Consider the following 17,063-nt stretch of genomic DNA (forward strand, 5'->3'; position numbering starts at 1 on the left):
GGCGCCACCATCAGCCGGCACGGGCCGCGTCGGCCAGCTTCTGCGCACACGCGCTGGCCTGCTGCGCATCGCGCGCCTCGACCATCACGCGCAGCAGCGGTTCGGTGCCGCTCGCGCGGATCAGCACCCGGCCCGTGGCGCCCAGCTCCTGCTCCACGGCGCGGGTGGTCTCCTCCAGGCGGCGGTTGGACTTCCAGTCCTGCCCGGGCGCCAGGCGCACATTGAGCAGCACCTGGGGGTAGAGCGTGATGTCCGCCAGCAGTTGCGCCAGCGTGCGCCCGCTGCGCACGCTGGCCTGCAGCACCTGCAGCGCGCTCACCAGGCCGTCGCCGGTGGTGTGGCGGTCCAGCGCGAGCAGGTGGCCTGACCCCTCGCCGCCCAGCACCCACTGGTGCCGCGCCAGCTCTTCGAGCACATAGCGGTCACCCACCTTGGCGCGCACAAACTTCACGCCCCGGGCCTGCAGCGCCACCTCCACCGCCATGTTGGTCATCAGGGTGCCGACGACGCCGGGCACATGCTCGTCACGGCCCATGCGGTCCGACGCCATGAGGTACAGAAGCTCGTCGCCGTTGTACAGCCGCCCGGTGGCATCCACGATCTGCAGCCGGTCGGCATCGCCATCAAGCGCGATGCCGTAGTCGGCGCGGTTGGCGCGCACGGCGCGCACGAGCGCGTCAGGGTGGGTGGCGCCCACCTCGTGGTTGATGTTGAGGCCATCGGGCGAGCAGCCAATCGACAGCACCTCGGCACCGAGTTCGTGAAAGACCTTGGGCGCCACCTGGTACGCCGCGCCATGGGCCGCGTCCACCACGATCTTGAGGCCCTTGAGGGTCAGGTCCTGCGGGAACGTGCTCTTGCAGAACTCGATGTAGCGGCCCGCGGCGTCATCGAGCCGGCGCGCCTTGCCCAGGCTGGCCGAGTCGGCCCACACCGGGGGCTCTGCCAGGGCGGCTTCGACCGCCTGCTCCCAGGCGTCGGGCAATTTGGTGCCCTGGGCGCTGAAGAACTTGATGCCGTTGTCGGGGTAAGGGTTGTGGCTGGCACTGATGACAACCCCCAGGCTCGCGCGCTGGGCACGGGTCAGGTACGCGACACCCGGGGTCGGCAAGGGGCCCAGCAGCACCACGTCCACGCCGGCGGAATTGAAACCCGACTCCAGCGCACTCTCCAGCATGTAGCCTGAAATGCGGGTGTCCTTGCCGATCAGCACCGTGGGCCGGTCTTCGGCCCTGCGCAGCACGCGCCCGACGGCATGGGCCAGGCGCAAGACGAAATCCGGGGTGATCGGAGGTTGCCCGACGGTGCCACGGATACCGTCGGTTCCAAAGTATTGGCGCGTCATGTTCTGGTGTCTCCTCGTGTGAATCTCTCGTTGTCTATTAATAAGTGGATGCGGGCCGCCCGGCATGCTGCCCTCGCCCCTTGCAGCGCCCGGCCTCAACGCTCTCGCTGCATGGCGCTCCACACCGCCAGCGCCGACACGGTTTCTCGCACATCGTGCACGCGCACCACGGAAGCCCCGCGCTCCACGGCCAGCACGGCCGCGGCCACGCTCGGAACCATGCGCTGCTCCACCGCCAGCCCCGTCGCGGCCCCCAGGGACGACTTGCGCGACCAGCCCGCCAGGAGGGGGTAGCCCGCGCGCAACAATGCAGGCTGATGGGCCAGCAGCGCAAAATTCTGCTCCGGCGTCTTGCCGAATCCAATGCCAGGGTCCAGCACGATTCGGGTATTCTTGACCCCCAGCGCTTGCAGATCAAGCGCTGACTGCTGCAAGAACAATAGCACCTGCCGGACCACATCCCCCTGCATGGGGGCCGCTTGCATGGTCTGGGGGTCACGGTGCATGTGCATCAGGCACACGCCGCACTGCGGGTGCGATGCCACAACCTGCGCCGCGCCTGGCTGGCGCAGCGCCCAGATGTCGTTGACGATGTCGGCGCCAAGGTCCAGCACCGCCCGCATGACCTCGGGCTTGTAGGTATCGACGGAGACCGGGGCGCCCAGGGACACCGCGTCCCGCACCAGGGGCACCACGCGCGCGAGTTCTTCGTCCAGGGGCACCGCGGGGCTGCCGGGCCGCGTGGACTCCCCCCCGATATCCAGGATGTGCGCCCCGTCCTTGAGCAGCTGTTCACAATGCCGCAGGGCTCCCGCCGTGGAGCCATGGCGTCCGCCATCGGAAAACGAATCCGGCGTGGCGTTGACGATCCCCATGACGCGGGGCTCGGAAAGATCGATGGAAAAACGGGAGGTCTGCCAGAGCATGGTCCGTGGGGAAAAGAGATAGGGGCGTGCCGCCGCGGGGATCAGCAAGGGGACCAAACAGACCATGAAAAACGGGGCACAAGGCCCCGTTGGAACGGCTGGAACTGCAACGGGCTCCTCAGGCTGCCGAAGGCGCGGTGTCCGTTGCCACGGCGGGCGTGCCGCCGCTGGAATTGTCGCCGCCCGAGGGAGGCGTGCGGGGTGTCCAGTCCTTCGGAGGACGGGGCTCCTTGCCAGCCATGATGTCGTCCAGCTGCTCGGTGTCGATGGTCTCCCATTCGAGCAGGGCCTTGGCCATGGCGTGCATCTTGTCGCTGTTCTCCTCGATCAGGCGGCGGGCGAGGTTGTACTGCTCGTCGATGATGCGGCGCACTTCCATGTCGACCTTTTCCATGGTCTGCTCGCTCATGGTCGTGGTCTTGGTGACCGAGCGGCCCAGGAACACCTCGCCTTCGTTTTCCGCATAGACCATGGGGCCCAGCGCATCCGTCATGCCGTAGCGGGTGACCATGTCGCGGGCGATGTGCGTGGCGCGCTCGAAGTCGTTGCTGGCGCCGGTGGTCATCTGGTTCATGAACACTTCCTCGGCGATGCGGCCGCCGAACAGCATGCTGATCTGGTTGAGCATGTATTCGCGGTCATAGCTGTAGCGGTCCTGTGCGGGCAGGCTCATTGTCACGCCCAGGGCACGGCCACGGGGAATGATGGTGACCTTGTGCACCGGGTCGCACTTGGGCAGCAGCTTGCCGATGAGCGCGTGGCCGGACTCGTGGTAGGCCGTGTTGCGGCGCTCTTCCTCGGGCATGACCATGCTCTTGCGCTCGGGGCCCATGAGGATCTTGTCCTTGGCCTTCTCGAAGTCCTGCATCTCCACCGTGCGCGCATTGCGGCGGGCGGCCATCAGGGCGGCTTCGTTGCACAGGTTCGCCAGGTCGGCACCGCTCATGCCGGGCGTGCCGCGCGCGATGATGCCGGGGGCCACGTCCTGGCCGATCGGGATCTTGCGCATGTGCACGTTCAGGATCTGCTCGCGGCCCCGGATGTCGGGCAGCGTCACGTAGACCTGGCGGTCGAAGCGGCCGGGGCGCAGCAGGGCCGCGTCCAGGATGTCGGGGCGGTTGGTGGCAGCCACCACGATCACGCCCAGGTTGGTCTCGAAACCGTCCATCTCGACCAGCATCTGGTTCAGGGTCTGCTCGCGCTCGTCGTTGCCACCACCGAGGCCCGCGCCACGCTGGCGGCCCACGGCGTCGATTTCATCGATGAAGATGATGCAGGGGGCGTTCTTCTTGGCGTTGTCGAACATGTCGCGCACACGGGCCGCGCCCACGCCGACGAACATTTCCACGAAATCGGAGCCCGAGATGCTGAAGAACGGCACCTTGGCTTCGCCCGCGATGGACTTGGCCAGCAGGGTCTTGCCGGTGCCCGGAGGGCCGACCAGCAGCAGGCCGCGCGGAATGCGGCCGCCCAGCTTCTGGAACTTCTGTGGGTCTTTCAGGAAGTCCACGACTTCCTTGACTTCTTCCTTGGCTTCGTCGCAGCCGGCCACGTCCGCAAACGTGACCTGGTTGTTGTTCTCGTCGAGCATGCGGGCCTTGCTCTTGCCGAAGCTGAAGGCACCGCCCTTGCCGCCGCCCTGCATCTGGCGCATGAAGTACACCCACACGCCAATCAGCAGCAGCATGGGGCCCCAGCTGACCAGCAGGGTCATGAGCAGGGAGCCTTCTTCGCGGGGCTTGACGTCGAACTTGACGTTGTTGTTGATGAGATCGCCCACGAGGCCGCGGTCCAGATAGGTCGCGGTGGTGCGGATCTTGCGGTCGTCGTTGGTGACGGCCACGATCTCGGTGCCGCCCTGGCCTTCCTGGATGGTTGCGCTCTTGATGCGGTTGCTGCGGACTTCCTCGAGGAATTCCGAGTAGCCGACGTGGCCTGCGCTGGCGCCGGCACGGGTGTCAAACTGTTTGAACACCGTGAACAGCACCATGGCGATAACCAGCCACACGGCAATTTTTGAAAACCACTGATTGTTCAAGCGGGGCTCCAGTTGCAGGGAACAGAAAACGGACACACTGCCGTCATGGCACGCATGTGCGGCCCATTTTAGGTCTTTCAAGCCACCCAGCCATCCCTATTCCCCCTAGCCGCCATGGAAACAGCACGGGCTTTACGGGCGAATTTCACGGATTCATGACCTGGGGCAAGACCTTTCAGGCGGCCTTTTTGAGGCCCATTCCCACCAGGAAGGTCTCCGAAGATTTGTCGCGCGACGCCTTGGGCTTCAAGGGCTTGACCACCTTGAAGGTCTGCTTGAACAGCGTCACCAGATCGCTGTACCCGCCGCCATGGAAGAGCTTGACCACCAGCGCACCGTCCGGTTTCAAATGGTTGCAAGCGAAATCCACCGCCAGCTCCACCAGGTGGGCGATGCGGGCCGCATCGGCCGATCCGATGCCCGAAAGATTGGGCGCCATGTCCGACACCACGACATCCACCGCGCGGCCGCCGAGCGCCTGCTCCAGGCGCTCGAGCACCTGCGCCTCGCGAAAATCGCCATTGAGGTAGGTCACCCCCTCGATGGGCTCCATGGGCAGGATGTCCAAGGCGATGATGGTGCCATTGAGCTGCCCCGCAGCCGCACCCGAGGGCGACATGCGCCTGCGCAGGTACTGGCTCCATGCGCCGGGCGTGGAGCCCAGGTCCACCACCGTGTAGCCGGGCTTGATGAGGCCCAGCTGCTCGTCGATCTCCTTGAGCTTGTAGGCCGCGCGCGCGCGGTATCCCTCTTTCTGGGCCAATTTGACATAGGTGTCGTTGACGTGGTCGTTCAACCATGCCTTGTTGACCTTCTTGCTCTGGGTTTTGACTTTCATACGGCTCCATTGTCTCTCGACAATCGGCACAGCCGATTGGACACAAGGCCCATTTCGCGCGGCGACGCGAAGGCACCCCACGGCGGGCCGCAGACATAATACGGCCCATGCCCCAAATTCAACTGACTCCCGCCGAGCGCCGGGAACAACGCGCCAATGCCCACCACCTGGACCCCGTCGTCCTGATTGGCGGCGATGGCCTGACCCCCGCCGTCAAGAAGGAGATCGACGCCGCCCTGAATGCCCACGGGCTGATCAAGGTGCGTGTTTTCAATGACGACCGCGCGGCCCGCGAGCTGATGTACCAGCAGATCACGGCAGACCTCAACGCCGCCCCCATCCAGCACATCGGCAAGCTGCTCGTGCTCTGGCGCCCTCAGCCCGTCAAGGAGCGCGTGATCGATGAAGACCGGATGCCGGGCCCGCGCGACGTCAAGGTGCTGAAGTTCAGCAAGCGCGGCGGCCAGCGTCCCGAAATCAAGCAGCTGCGCGTGCTGGGCAACCAGCGCCTGACCTCGGGCGGCCAGATCAAGCGCGCCAAACCCAAGCAAAAGTCGATCAAGAAGCGCCAGGCAGACTGATGATCCCCCCCGCAGTCTCTGCAGTACCTGCAGCTTCTGCAGCGCCTGCCGGCATGGCCGCCCACGCGCGCCACATCCTCTGCATGAAGTGGGGCACGAAATACGGCCCCGAATATGTCAATCGGCTGTACGCGATGGTTCGGCGGCACCTGCGTGGCGACTTCCGCTTCGTCTGCCTGACCGACGACAGCGCCGGCATCCGCAGCGAGGTGCAGTGCTTGCCCATCCCCGCGCTCGATCTGCCACCCGGCATTCCCGAGCGGGGCTGGACCAAGCTGGCCACCTTCAGCCAGGACCTGCACGGGCTCAGCGGCACGGCCCTGTTCCTGGATGTGGACGTGGTCATCACCGGCAGCCTGGACGATTTTTTTACCCAGCCGGGCGAATTCCTGATCATCCATGACTACAAGCGCCCCTGGCGCGTCACGGGCAATTCATCGGTCTACCGGTTCGAACTGGGAGCGCACCCTGACGTGCTGGCACACTTTCGCGCCCACTTCGCAGAAATCCGCGCACAGTTCCGCAACGAACAGGCCTACCTGTCGGACTTTCTGCACCGGCAGGGCAAGCTGCAATACTGGCCCGCAGCGTGGTGCCCGAGCTTCAAGTACCACGGCATACCGCCCTGGCCCACCAACTACTGGCGCGCGCCGTTCGTGCCGCCCGGTGCGCGCATCGTGATCTTTCACGGGGAGTGCAATCCACCGGACGCGCTGGCGGGACGGCGCAACCGCCGCTTTCGCTACATTCGCCCCGCCACCTGGGTGGCGGAACACTGGCACGAGTAGGCGGCGTCGGCGCTGGCGCTGGCCGAGCCGCCGCGGTGCATGCGCTTCAGGCTCCGGCGGAGCCGCCCCCGGCGGGCGCCTGAGGGTCGTGGCGAAGCGTTTGCCACAGCACGGCCAACGCACAGCACCATTGCAGCGCGTACATCACTGTTCCCACGCTGTGCCACACGCGCAGATCCTGCCGCGCCACGATGCGCGGTGCCACGCCAAACTGCGTGAGCAGTGCCAGCAGCATGCCGCCCAGTATGAAAACCATAGCAGCTTGCGCCCATGGGTACTGCGCTACCGCCTGCCTGGGCCTGGAGACCAGCAGCAGCACCAGGCAGCAGGCCACCGCCACCCAGGTCTGTGCCGCAAACAGCCTGGCCGCCATGTTGCCCGCCACCGTCGGCGACGGGAGGTGGGCAAACAGCATGGGCACGACCAGAAAGCCGATGGTGGTCAGGCTTCCCCACCACAGGGCGGCCACCAGGGCAGGAAGGCGATGGAGCATGCCGCGCCTGTTCACTGGTAGCTGACCGCCACCACCTCATAGCGGCGAACGCCGCCGGGCGCCAGCACTTCGGCGGTATCGCCCTCTTCCTTGCCGATGAGCGCACGGGCGATGGGGCTGGAGATATTGATCAGGCCCTGCTTCAGGTCGGCCTCGTCCTCGCCCACGATCTGGTACTTCACGGTGTCGCCAGACTCTTCATCTTCCAGCTCGACCGTGGCGCCAAAGACCACCTTGCCCCCCCCGTCGACGGCACTGGGATCGATGACCTGCGCGACCGAGAGCTTGCCCTCGATCTCCTGGATGCGGCCCTCGATGAAGCCCTGGCGGTCCTTGGCGGCGTCGTAGTCGGCGTTTTCGCTGAGGTCCCCCTGCGCACGCGCTTCGGCGATCGCCGTGATCACCGCGGGCCGTTCCACGGTCTTGAGGCGGTGCAACTCTTCCTTGAGCTTTTCAGCGCCGCGCTTGGTAATCGGAATGGTGGCCATTCTGTCGAGTCTCCATAAGTCAAAACGGTGAAAGCGCCAAGGCACTTCCACCGGTCAGTCACCACGTCACGCCCGGGCTGTGCCGGACTTCGTGAATGGCAAGTCTACAAAAGGAAACCGCCGCACGTTGCCGCGCGGCGGTGTCTGGTCAGGCGAAGATTATGCCGCTTTTGCCGGGGCTCAGGCCACCAGTTGGGCGTGCAGCTCCTGCACCGAGTACACGTCGAGCTTGTCCAGGTACTTCATGCCCTCCACGGCTGCCTCGGCGCCAAAGATGGTCGTGAAGGTGGTCACGCGGGCCAGCAGCGACGAGGTGCGAATCGCGCGCGAGTCTGCAATCGCGTTGCGGCGCTCTTCCACCGTGTTGATGACCATGACGATCTCGTTGTTCTTGATCATGTCCACGATGTGCGGACGGCCTTCCGTGACCTTGTTGACCACCACCACCGGGACGCCCGCCTCGGCAATGGCTGCAGCGGTGCCTTTGGTCGCCACCAGGTCAAAGCCCAGCGCCACCAGCTGGCGGGCAATGTCCACCGCGCGGGGCTTGTCATTGTTCTTCACGGTGAGGAACACCTTGCCCGACGTCGGCAGCTTGGTGCCCGCGCCCAACTGGCTCTTCACGAAGGCTTCGCCGAAGGTCTTGCCCACGCCCATCACCTCGCCGGTGGACTTCATCTCGGGGCCGAGGATGGTGTCCACGCCGGGGAACTTGACGAACGGGAACACGGCCTCCTTCACGCTGAAGTAGGGCGGCGTCACCTCCTTGGTGATGCCCTGCGAGGCCAGCGTCTGGCCGGCCATGCAGCGCGCGGCCACCTTGGCCAGCTGGATGCCCGTGGCCTTGGAGACGAACGGCACGGTGCGCGAGGCGCGGGGGTTCACTTCCAGCACGTAGATCACGTCCTTGCCGTCCACTTCCTGGATGGCGAACTGCACGTTCATCAGGCCCACCACGTTCAGGCCTTCGGCCATGGCCGCGGACTGGCGCTTGAGTTCATCGACCGTGGCCTGCTTGAGGTAGTACGGCGGCAGCGAACAGGCGGAGTCGCCCGAGTGCACACCGGCTTGTTCGATGTGCTCCATCACGCCACCGATGAAGGTCTTGCCCTCGGGGTCGCGCAGGCAGTCCACGTCGCACTCGATGGCATCGTTCAGGAAGCGGTCCAGCAGCACGGGCGAGTCGTTGCTCACCTTCACGGCCTCGCGCATGTAGCGCTCCAGGTCGCGCTGCTCGTGCACGATTTCCATCGCACGGCCGCCCAGCACGTAGCTGGGGCGCACCACCAGCGGGTAGCCCAGGGCGGCGGCCTTTTCCAGCGCCTCGGCCTCGGTGCGGGCCGTGGCATTGGGGGGCTGGCGCAGCCCCAGGTCGTGCAGCAGCTTCTGGAAGCGCTCACGGTCCTCGGCGGCATCGATCATGTCGGGGCTGGTGCCGATGATGGGCACGCCCTCTGCTTCGAGGCCCAGCGCCAGCTTGAGCGGCGTCTGGCCGCCGTACTGCACGATCACGCCAGTGGGCTTTTCCTTGTCCACGATTTCGAGCACGTCTTCGAGCGTGAGGGGCTCGAAGTACAGGCGGTCCGAGGTGTCGTAGTCCGTGGACACGGTTTCGGGGTTGCAGTTGACCATGATGGTCTCGTAGCCGTCCTCGCGCATGGCCAGCGCGGCGTGCACGCAGCAGTAGTCGAACTCGATGCCCTGGCCGATGCGGTTGGGGCCGCCCCCGAGCACCATGATCTTCTTGTTGTTGGTCGGCTCGGCCTCGCACTCGTCCTCGTAGGTCGAGTACATGTAGGCGGTGTTGGTCGCGAATTCGGCGGCGCAGGTGTCCACGCGCTTGTACACCGGGCGCACGTTCAGCGCGCGGCGGGCTTCGCGCACGGCTTTTTCCGTCGTCTTGAGCAGCTTGGCCAGGCGGCGGTCCGAGAAGCCCTTCTTCTTGAGCGAGCGCAGCGTGCCGGCATCCAGGCTGGCCAGTGCCGCATCGCCCTTGTCCACGGCCAGCTGGTCCAGCTCCAGTTCGATCTTCACGATCTCTTCGATCTGCACCAGGAACCACTTGTCGATCTTGGTGAGGTCATACACCTCGTCCACGGAGAGGCCCATGGCGAACGCATCGCCCACGTACCAGATGCGCTCGGGGCCGGGCTCGCCCAGCTCCTTTTCGAGCACTTCACGGTCCTGGGTCTTCTCGTTCATGCCGTCCACGCCCACTTCCAGGCCGCGCAGGGCCTTCTGGAAGGACTCCTGGAAGGTGCGGCCCATGGCCATGACCTCGCCCACCGACTTCATCTGCGTGGTCAGGCGGCTGTCGGCCGTGGGGAATTTCTCGAACGCGAAACGCGGGATCTTGGTGACCACGTAGTCGATGGAGGGCTCGAACGACGCGGGTGTGGCGCCGCCGGTGATCTCGTTCTTGAGCTCGTCGAGCGTGTAGCCCACGGCCAGCTTGGCGGCGACCTTGGCGATCGGGAAGCCGGTGGCCTTGGAGGCCAGCGCCGACGAACGCGACACGCGGGGGTTCATCTCGATGACGATCATGCGGCCGTCCTTCGGGTTCACCGAGAACTGCACGTTGGAGCCGCCCGTGTCCACGCCGATCTCGCGCAGCACCGCCAGGCTGGCGTTGCGCATGATCTGGTATTCCTTGTCGGTCAGCGTCTGCGCGGGGGCCACGGTGATCGAGTCGCCCGTGTGCACGCCCATGGGGTCGAGGTTCTCGATGGAGCAGATGATGATGCAGTTGTCCGCCTTGTCGCGGACCACTTCCATCTCGTACTCCTTCCAGCCGAGCAGCGACTCCTCGATCAGCAGCTCGTTGGTGGGCGAGGCTTCCAGGCCGCGCTTGCAGATGGTCTCGAACTCTTCGGGGTTGTAGGCAATGCCGCCGCCCGTGCCACCGAGCGTGAAGCTGGGGCGGATCACGGTGGGGAAGCCCACGCTCTTCTGGACGGCCCAGGCTTCGTCCATGCTGTGGGCGATCCCTGAGCGCGCGGAGCCCAGACCGATCTTGGTCATGGCATCCTTGAACTTCAGGCGGTCCTCGGCCTTGTCGATGGCTTCGGGCGTGGCGCCGATCAGTTCGACCTTGTACTTGTCGAGCACGCCGTTGTGCCACAGGTCCAGTGCGCAGTTGAGCGCGGTCTGGCCGCCCATGGTGGGCAGGATGGCGTCGGGGCGCTCCTTGGCGATGATCTTCTCGACCGTCTGCCAGGTGATGGGCTCGATGTAGGTCACGTCGGCCGTGGCCGGGTCGGTCATGATCGTCGCGGGGTTGCTGTTGATCAGGATGACCTTGTAGCCTTCCTCGCGCAGGGCCTTGCAGGCCTGCACGCCGGAGTAGTCGAACTCGCAGGCCTGGCCGATGATGATCGGGCCGGCGCCGATGATGAGAATGCTTTTGATGTCTGTGCGTTTTGGCATGGTGCGTCGATCAGTCGATCGTGGGTTCGGCTGCCTGGGGGCTGGGGGTCGGGGCAGAGGCTGCTGCGTCCGATGGCGGGCGCCGCTCGGTCAACTTGGCAAGCAGCGCCTGGGCCCGTTCGGGAGGAAGGTTCTTCTGCATCAGCTGCAGCAGGCCGTCGCCCTGGATCAGCGGGCGCAGGACCTCTTCTTCCGCGTCATAAAACGTCACTTCCCATTCCTGCAGCAGTTCTGCGAAGGCGGCATCGTCCAGGGTCTTGCCCTTGGCCACCAGCGTGACGAGGGGCATGGCCTTGTTCTCGACGAACGCCTTCTTGTAGGGCTTTTGCGCCCAGCGTTCCGTGAACCACTCGCGGTGGGGCGAAGGCAGGGTCAGGACACGCTTGTGGATCGCCTTTTCCAGCGATGCGAGGGGAAAGCTGAACAGTTTCATGGGGCTATTCCTTCCCGGGTTCAACCGGCTTTCGCCGCGCGCATGGCATCGGTGAATCGGTCGAAAAGGTAGGCGATGTCGTGCGGCCCAGGGGAAGCCTCAGGGTGGCCCTGGAAGCAGAATGCCGGCTTGTCCTTGTGGACCAGCCCTTGCAGCGTGCCGTCGAACAGGCTGATGTGCGTGGCGCGCAGGTTGGCAGGCAGCGATTCCATGTCCACCGCGAAACCGTGGTTCTGGCTCGTGATGCTCACGCGGCCGGTGTCCAGGTCCTTCACGGGGTGATTGGCCCCGTGGTGGCTGTGGGTCATCTTGAATGTCTTGGCGCCGGCGGCCAGGGCCATGATCTGATGCCCCAGGCAGATGCCGAACGTGGGCACGCCGCTGTCCACAATGGTGCGGGTGGCGGCAATGGCGTAATCGCAGGGCTCCGGATCGCCGGGGCCGTTGGACAGGAACACGCCATCGGGCTTGAGTGCCAGCACATCGGCGGCGGGCGTCTTGGCAGGCACCACGGTGACCTTGCAGCCGCGCTCGGCCAGCATGCGCAGGATGTTCTTCTTCACGCCGAAGTCGTACGCCACCACATGGAACTGCGGCGCCGCGAGTTCGCCGTAGCCCGAGCCCAGCTTCCACTCGGTCTGCGTCCACTCGTAGCGCGACGCCGTGGTCACCACCTGGGCCAGGTCCAGCCCGGCCATGTTGGGGGCGGCCTTGGCCTTGGCGATGGCTTCGTCGATGAGCGCCTGCGTGACCGGCTGCCCGGCGGCCAGTCCGATGATGGCGCCGTTTTGCGCACCCTTGCTGCGCAGCAGGCGCGTGAGCTTGCGGGTATCGATGTTGGCGATGGCCACGGTGTTCTCGCGCACGAGGTACTGCGAGAGCGTTTCCGTGGAGCGGAAATTGCTGGCCAGCAGGGGCAGGTCCTTGATGATCAGGCCCGCGGCATGGACCTTGTCGGCTTCGATGTCCTCCACGTTGACGCCGTAGTTGCCGATGTGCGGATACGTCAACGTGACGATCTGCTGGCAGTAGCTGGGGTCGGTGAGGATTTCCTGGTAGCCGGTGATCGCGGTGTTGAACACCACTTCGCCGACGGTGGTGCCGGTGGCACCAATCGAATTGCCGATAAAGACCGTGCCGTCTGCGAGCGCCAGGATGGCGGGCGGGAAATTTCCCTGTAGAGACAAAAGCACTGGGTTCTCCGGATGGTTACGGTCGCCCGGCGCCTGCAGGCCACTCGTGCACGCAAAGGTACGCAAGTGCCGGTGGCTGCTCTCAGATGGGTTGTTGCTTTGGGTGCGGTCGGGCGACGCTGTTGCGAGAAAAGCTCCCGATTATACCCATCGCGGCGCATTCACTCACAAATGCATGCCTTGCATAACCTTGTTACGTAAGCAAGTGTTCCAGGCATTTCAGGTGACAACGGTCCGCCTAGACTTTGCCCGACGCCTCCCGCCACTCCCACAGAGAACCCTCCCGATGCGCACTTTTCTCCGCCCTCTTGCCCTTTCCCTGGCCGGCCTGTGCGCCGCCGTCGCCGCCCAGGCCCTGGAACTGGCCAGGTACCCCCAGGTCTTCGTGGCCCCCCAGGGGGTGGAAGTGGTGCTGGCGCCCAGCGCGGATGGCAAACAGGCCCTGGTGCGCGTGAGCGGCATCAACGATCCCATTGACCAGGTCGTGTTCCTGAGCCAGCTGGAGCAACAGGGCTCCGCGCGGGAGGTCTATGCCACCCGGCTCGACGGCCGCAGCTACGGCCTGCTGCAAAAGCAGAGCCACACCTATCGCCACGGCGAGCAGTATATGGTGTACCTGCCCGGCAAGCGCGACGGCCTGCCGCTGTCCTTCAGCGAGGAAAAGAGCAAGGCCTTCAAGCTGGCGGACCTGCAGGCGAGCTACCAGAGCCAGCAAAAGCAGGGCGTGCAGGAAAAGCTGGCCCGCTTTGACCGCAGCAAGCGCCTCGCGGGAGCGCAGGCCGAGCTGGCCAGGGCCGACCAGGAAGCCTCCGCGGCCTGCGGCACGCCGGTGAAGACCACGGTCGACTGGAGCACGATCGATGACGAGAAGCTGCAGACCCTGAGCATCGGCAGCTTCTGCGGCGTGGTGGCATCGGAGCTGGACTCCATGTGCCGCAACACGCCCGCCTTCAAGAGCACTGCGTCCGGGCTGGGCCAGGTGCAGTGCAGGTTCGCGCCACAGCTCAAGATCCGCGTGGAAAACCAGCAGGTGCTGTTCAGCACCGAGAAGGATGCGCCCAACCAGGGCGATTTCGTGCGCCAGTTCCTGCGCAACCTCTAGAAAAACGGGAGAAGGCGGGCCTTCCGCGGCCCCCCGGAGCCGGCTGCGAAGGGAGGTGTTCAGCGCCCGGCGCCGCTCGCATGCAGGCAGATCGCCGCCGCCGCCGCGACGTTCAGCGACTCCTCGCCGCCGGGCTGCGCGATGCGGATGCGCATCGCAGCCCGCTCCTCCAGCACGGCGGAGACGCCCTGCCCTTCATGGCCCATGACCCATGCGCAGGGCCAGGGCAGCGCGGCCCGGTGCAGCCAGTCCCCGGCGTGCGAACTGGTCACCAGCATGGGCACCTTCAGGGACTGGAGTTCGCCGTGCTCCACGCCTTCGATCAGGTCCAGCGCGAAATGCGCGCCCATGCCGGCGCGCAGCACCTTGGGGGACCACAGGGCGGCGCTGCCCTTGACGGCGACCACCTGACGGAATCCGAATGCCGACGCGCTGCGCAGGATGGAACCCACATTGCCGGCGTCCTGCACCCGGTCCAGCACGACGGTGGCGGCGTCCATGCGCAATGCGGCGGCAGCGGGCAGATCGATGATGAAGCCCATGCGGGCAGGCGACTCCAGACCGCTGATGTCGGCAAACAGGGCATCGGCGAGCACTATGGTTTTCATAGCTGCCTGCGCCCATTCCACTTGCGCCTGAGGCCAAAAAGACTCGGAAAATACCGCGATCGATGCCCGCTGACCCCGTTCCAGGGCGGCGCGGCAGAGGTGGTCACCCTCCAGCCACACCCTGCCCTGCTTGCGGTAGGCGGTGGTGTCCTGCGCGAGCCGGCGCAGTTCCTTCACGAAGGTGTTGTCCCGCGAATGGATCGCGGTGATGGACGGAGAGGTCATGGGGCGAGCAGGTTCCGTCAGGCAAGCAGGCTCTGCGCCACGGGCGCAAAGGAACGCCGGTGATGGACGCAGGCCCCGTGCTCGCGCAAGGCGGCCATGTGCACCGCGGTGCCATAGCCCTTGTGGCCGGCAAACCCGTACTGCGGAAACTCTTCATGCACCTGCACGCACCAGCGGTCGCGGTGCACCTTGGCCAGGATGGAGGCGGCCGAGATGGCCGGCACCAGCGCATCGCCCTTGACGATGGCCTCGGCCTGGATGCCCAGCGTGGGCAGGCGGTTGCCATCGACCAGCACCATGACGGGCTTCAGGCGCAGCCCCATCACGGCCCGCCGCATGGCCAGCAGCGTGGCCTGCAGGATGTTGAGCTGGTCGATCTCTTCCACGCTGGCCTCGGCAATGCTGCAGCACAGCGCCTTGGCACGGATTTCGTCGTAGAGTTTCTCGCGCCGGGCAGGCGTGAGCTTCTTGGAATCGGCAAGGCCGGCGATCGGATTGAGGTCATCCAGAATGACCGCGGCCGCCACCACGGGCCCCGCCAGCGGGCCGCGGCCCGCCTCGTCCACGCCGGACACAAGACCCGGCGGGTGCCATGGCAGGCAGGCCTGTTCAGGCAGCTGGGTGAAGGATTTTCTGGATCGCATCGGCAGCCAGTTGGGGGGTATTGCGTTGCAGGCTTTCGTGCAGCGCCGTAAAGCGCTGCTCCAGGGCCGTGATTTTCTCAGGATTGTGCTGGCGCGCATCCAGCCATTGCAGCGTTGCCGCGCAGAGCGCCTGGGGTGTCGCGGCATCCTGGATCAGCTCGGGGACCACGAATTCTCCGCAAAGGATATTGGGCAGCCCCACCCAGGGCTGCAGCTGCTTGCGGCGCATGAGCCACCAGCTCAACGGGTGCATGTGGTAGCCGATGACCATGGGACGCTTGAACAGCGCCGCCTCCAGCGTCGCGGTGCCGCTGGCGATCAGCGTGGCGTCGCAGGCGGCCAGCACGGCATGGGACTGGCCGGACACGATCTGCACCGCCCCACCCAGACCCGCGGCCCGTGCCGCCTGCACGATGCGCTCCCGCAGCGCCGGGACGGCAGGAACTATCAATTTAATAGCTGGACGCGCTTTCAGGACAAGCGCTGCAGCCTCAAAGAAAGGCTGCGTGATGTAGGCGATCTCCGAGGAGCGGCTGCCCGGCAGAATGGCCAGCACCTCGTCGGCATCCTGCAGGCCGAGCTGGGCGCGGGCGGCAGCGCGGTCCGGCACCATGGGAATCACGCCGGCAAGCGGGTGGCCCACATAGGTCGCCGCAATGCCGTGCCGCGCCAGCAGCTCGGGCTCGAACGGAAAGATGCACAGCACGTGGTCGGCGCTGCGGCGTATCTTCTCGACACGGTCCGCGCGCCAGGCCCAGATCGACGGGCACACGAAGTGCACGGTCTTGACACCCGCGGCACGCAGGTCGGCCTCCAGCTTCAGGTTGAAGTCAGGCGCATCCACGCCGATGAACACGTCCGGACGCTCCTTGAGCAGCCGCTCACGCAGTTGCTTGCGAATGCCCAGCAGTTCGCGCAGGCGGCGCAGCACCTCCATGCTGTACCCATGCACGGCGAGCTTCTCGCTGGGCCACCAGGCGGCAAAACCCCGGCGCTGCATCTGCGGGCCACCAATGCCGCAGGACTGCAGGCCCGGCCAATGGGCCTGCATGCCGTCGATCAGCAGGCCGGCAAGCAGGTCGCCGGAGGTCTCGCCCGCCACCATGGCGACGCGGGGGGAAGCCTTCATCATTGCCCCTCAGCGCGCGATGCCGCGCGTGGAGGTATCCAGGAAACCCAGCATCATGGCGATGTCGGGCGCAGCCTCCGGATGGGCGGCTGGCAACTCGGCCACGCCTGCGCGTGCGGCCTCCAGTGTCAGCCCCTGGCGATAGAGCAGGCGGTGCATCTGCTTGATGCCCGCCACACGCTCTGCCGAGAAGCCCCGGCGGCGCAGCCCGACGATGTTGAGGCCGCGCAGCGCCAGCGGATTGCCGTCGGCCAGCATGAAGGGGGGCACATCCTGCGACACGGCGCTGGCAAAGCCGACCATGGCATGGGCACCGATCGAGACGAACTGGTGAATGCCGGTGAGCCCGCCGATGGTGACCCAGTCGGCAAGGTGCACATGGCCTGCCAGCGTGGTGTTGTTGGAGAGCGTGGTGTGGTTGTCAACGCGGCAGTCGTGCGCGATGTGGGTGTACGCCATGATCCAGTTGTCGCTGCCCACGCGCGTGATACCGCCGGCTCCCGGCACACCGAGGTTGAAGGTGCAGAACTCGCGGATCACGTTGCGGTCGCCGATGACGAGTTCGGTCGGCTCGCCCGCGTACTTCTTGTCCTGCGGCACGGCACCCAGCGATGCGAACTGGAAAATGCGGTTGTCGGCGCCGATCGTGGTGCGCCCTTCGATCACGCAGTGCGGCCCCACCGTGGTTCCCGCCCCGATCACCACGTCGGGACCAATCACCGCGTAGGGGCCCACCGTGACCGTGGGATCCAGACTGGCGCCTTGCGCGACTATGGCCGTGGGATGAATATTGCTCACGATCTGCA

16 protein-coding genes are annotated in these 17,063 nt (G+C 65.9%); 3 read left to right on the forward strand and 13 right to left on the reverse strand.

Features of this window, described 5'->3' with window-relative positions:
• Positions 1-10: 10 nt before the first annotated feature.
• From glmM to AC07OD_RS15480, 4 genes are all read right to left on the reverse strand, one after another.
• On the reverse strand, positions 11-1,345 hold the full coding sequence (gene glmM / locus AC07OD_RS15465; protein WP_218297674.1) for a phosphoglucosamine mutase: 1,335 nt from the start codon (positions 1,343-1,345) through the stop codon (positions 11-13).
• A 95-nt stretch (positions 1,346-1,440) separates the two neighbouring features.
• On the reverse strand, positions 1,441-2,271 hold the full coding sequence (folP, locus tag AC07OD_RS15470) for a dihydropteroate synthase (RefSeq protein WP_492245440.1): 831 nt from the start codon (positions 2,269-2,271) through the stop codon (positions 1,441-1,443).
• Between the two features lie 118 nt (positions 2,272-2,389).
• Positions 2,390-4,309, reverse strand: a complete 1,920-nt coding sequence (ftsH, locus tag AC07OD_RS15475; protein ID WP_218297676.1) for an ATP-dependent zinc metalloprotease FtsH — start codon at positions 4,307-4,309, stop codon at positions 2,390-2,392.
• A 175-nt stretch (positions 4,310-4,484) separates the two neighbouring features.
• Positions 4,485-5,147, reverse strand: coding sequence for an RlmE family RNA methyltransferase (locus AC07OD_RS15480; protein ID WP_218297677.1), 663 nt, complete (start codon positions 5,145-5,147; stop codon positions 4,485-4,487).
• A gap of 107 nt (positions 5,148-5,254) precedes the next feature.
• On the opposite strand from AC07OD_RS15480, the gene AC07OD_RS15485 reads away from it, so the two are divergent.
• Together AC07OD_RS15485 and AC07OD_RS15490 are read left to right on the forward strand one after the other, a co-directional pair.
• Positions 5,255-5,728, forward strand: a complete 474-nt coding sequence (locus AC07OD_RS15485) for a YhbY family RNA-binding protein (RefSeq protein WP_494597409.1) — start codon at positions 5,255-5,257, stop codon at positions 5,726-5,728.
• A 53-nt stretch (positions 5,729-5,781) separates the two neighbouring features.
• On the forward strand, positions 5,782-6,516 hold the full coding sequence (locus AC07OD_RS15490; RefSeq protein WP_494597563.1) for a glycosyltransferase: 735 nt from the start codon (positions 5,782-5,784) through the stop codon (positions 6,514-6,516).
• A gap of 46 nt (positions 6,517-6,562) precedes the next feature.
• On the opposite strand, the gene AC07OD_RS15495 is transcribed toward AC07OD_RS15490, so the two are convergent.
• The 5 genes from AC07OD_RS15495 to carA form a co-directional block, all read right to left on the reverse strand.
• Entirely contained in the window at positions 6,563-7,009 is a 447-nt protein-coding gene (locus tag AC07OD_RS15495) for a DUF4149 domain-containing protein (RefSeq protein WP_494597410.1), read from the reverse strand.
• Positions 7,010-7,020: 11 nt separating this feature from the next.
• Positions 7,021-7,497 (reverse strand): transcription elongation factor GreA, encoded by a 477-nt coding sequence (greA, locus tag AC07OD_RS15500; RefSeq protein ID WP_218297680.1) that lies wholly within the window; start codon positions 7,495-7,497, stop codon positions 7,021-7,023.
• A gap of 180 nt (positions 7,498-7,677) precedes the next feature.
• Entirely contained in the window at positions 7,678-10,923 is a 3,246-nt protein-coding gene (gene carB / locus AC07OD_RS15505) for a carbamoyl-phosphate synthase large subunit (RefSeq protein ID WP_218297681.1), read from the reverse strand.
• 10 nt (positions 10,924-10,933) lie between these two features.
• Positions 10,934-11,356 (reverse strand): hypothetical protein, encoded by a 423-nt coding sequence (locus tag AC07OD_RS15510; protein ID WP_218297682.1) that lies wholly within the window; start codon positions 11,354-11,356, stop codon positions 10,934-10,936.
• A gap of 20 nt (positions 11,357-11,376) precedes the next feature.
• Positions 11,377-12,549: a glutamine-hydrolyzing carbamoyl-phosphate synthase small subunit gene (gene carA / locus AC07OD_RS15515; RefSeq protein ID WP_218297683.1), complete on the reverse strand. Its 1,173-nt coding sequence runs from the start codon at positions 12,547-12,549 to the stop codon at positions 11,377-11,379.
• A gap of 286 nt (positions 12,550-12,835) precedes the next feature.
• On the opposite strand from carA, the gene AC07OD_RS15520 reads away from it, so the two are divergent.
• Complete coding sequence (locus tag AC07OD_RS15520; RefSeq protein WP_494597411.1) at positions 12,836-13,651, forward strand: hypothetical protein; 816 nt, start codon at positions 12,836-12,838, stop codon at positions 13,649-13,651.
• 59 nt (positions 13,652-13,710) lie between these two features.
• On the opposite strand, the gene AC07OD_RS15525 is transcribed toward AC07OD_RS15520, so the two are convergent.
• Genes AC07OD_RS15525 through lpxA form a run of 4 tightly spaced genes read right to left on the reverse strand, consistent with a single transcriptional unit; the run spans position 13,711 to position 17,055 of the window.
• Positions 13,711-14,484: a TrmH family RNA methyltransferase gene (locus AC07OD_RS15525; protein ID WP_218341592.1), complete on the reverse strand. Its 774-nt coding sequence runs from the start codon at positions 14,482-14,484 to the stop codon at positions 13,711-13,713.
• A gap of 17 nt (positions 14,485-14,501) precedes the next feature.
• Positions 14,502-15,128, reverse strand: a complete 627-nt coding sequence (gene rnhB / locus AC07OD_RS15530; RefSeq protein ID WP_218297686.1) for a ribonuclease HII — start codon at positions 15,126-15,128, stop codon at positions 14,502-14,504.
• Positions 15,094-16,257: a lipid-A-disaccharide synthase gene (lpxB, locus tag AC07OD_RS15535; RefSeq protein WP_218297687.1), complete on the reverse strand. Its 1,164-nt coding sequence runs from the start codon at positions 16,255-16,257 to the stop codon at positions 15,094-15,096. Before lpxB ends, rnhB begins: the two co-directional genes overlap by 35 nt.
• Positions 16,258-16,266: 9 nt before the next feature.
• The gene (gene lpxA, locus AC07OD_RS15540; protein WP_218341591.1) at positions 16,267-17,055 is read right to left on the reverse strand and encodes an acyl-ACP--UDP-N-acetylglucosamine O-acyltransferase; all 789 of its coding nucleotides are present in this window, start codon (positions 17,053-17,055) and stop codon (positions 16,267-16,269) included.
• Positions 17,056-17,063 lie beyond the last annotated feature (8 nt).

This window comes from Acidovorax sp. GW821-FHT10E03 (assembly GCF_059415205.1).

Bases quoted from the DNA above. Each gene is read 5' to 3' on its own strand.
- AC07OD_RS15495 (WP_494597410.1), bottom strand. From the start codon at position 7,009: ATGCTCCATCGCCTTCCTGCCCTGGTGGCCGCCCTGTGGTGGGGAAGC.
- folP (WP_492245440.1), bottom strand. From the start codon at position 2,271: ATGCTCTGGCAGACCTCCCGTTTTTCCATCGATCTTTCCGAGCCCCGC.
- AC07OD_RS15520 (WP_494597411.1), top strand. From the start codon at position 12,836: ATGCGCACTTTTCTCCGCCCTCTTGCCCTTTCCCTGGCCGGCCTGTGC.
- AC07OD_RS15510 (WP_218297682.1), bottom strand. From the start codon at position 11,356: ATGAAACTGTTCAGCTTTCCCCTCGCATCGCTGGAAAAGGCGATCCAC.
- AC07OD_RS15480 (WP_218297677.1), bottom strand. From the start codon at position 5,147: ATGAAAGTCAAAACCCAGAGCAAGAAGGTCAACAAGGCATGGTTGAAC.
- rnhB (WP_218297686.1), bottom strand. From the start codon at position 15,128: ATGCGATCCAGAAAATCCTTCACCCAGCTGCCTGAACAGGCCTGCCTG.
- AC07OD_RS15525 (WP_218341592.1), bottom strand. From the start codon at position 14,484: ATGACCTCTCCGTCCATCACCGCGATCCATTCGCGGGACAACACCTTC.
- lpxB (WP_218297687.1), bottom strand. From the start codon at position 16,257: ATGAAGGCTTCCCCCCGCGTCGCCATGGTGGCGGGCGAGACCTCCGGC.
- AC07OD_RS15485 (WP_494597409.1), top strand. From the start codon at position 5,255: ATGCCCCAAATTCAACTGACTCCCGCCGAGCGCCGGGAACAACGCGCC.
- carB (WP_218297681.1), bottom strand. From the start codon at position 10,923: ATGCCAAAACGCACAGACATCAAAAGCATTCTCATCATCGGCGCCGGC.
- AC07OD_RS15490 (WP_494597563.1), top strand. From the start codon at position 5,782: ATGGCCGCCCACGCGCGCCACATCCTCTGCATGAAGTGGGGCACGAAA.
- glmM (WP_218297674.1), bottom strand. From the start codon at position 1,345: ATGACGCGCCAATACTTTGGAACCGACGGTATCCGTGGCACCGTCGGG.
- greA (WP_218297680.1), bottom strand. From the start codon at position 7,497: ATGGCCACCATTCCGATTACCAAGCGCGGCGCTGAAAAGCTCAAGGAA.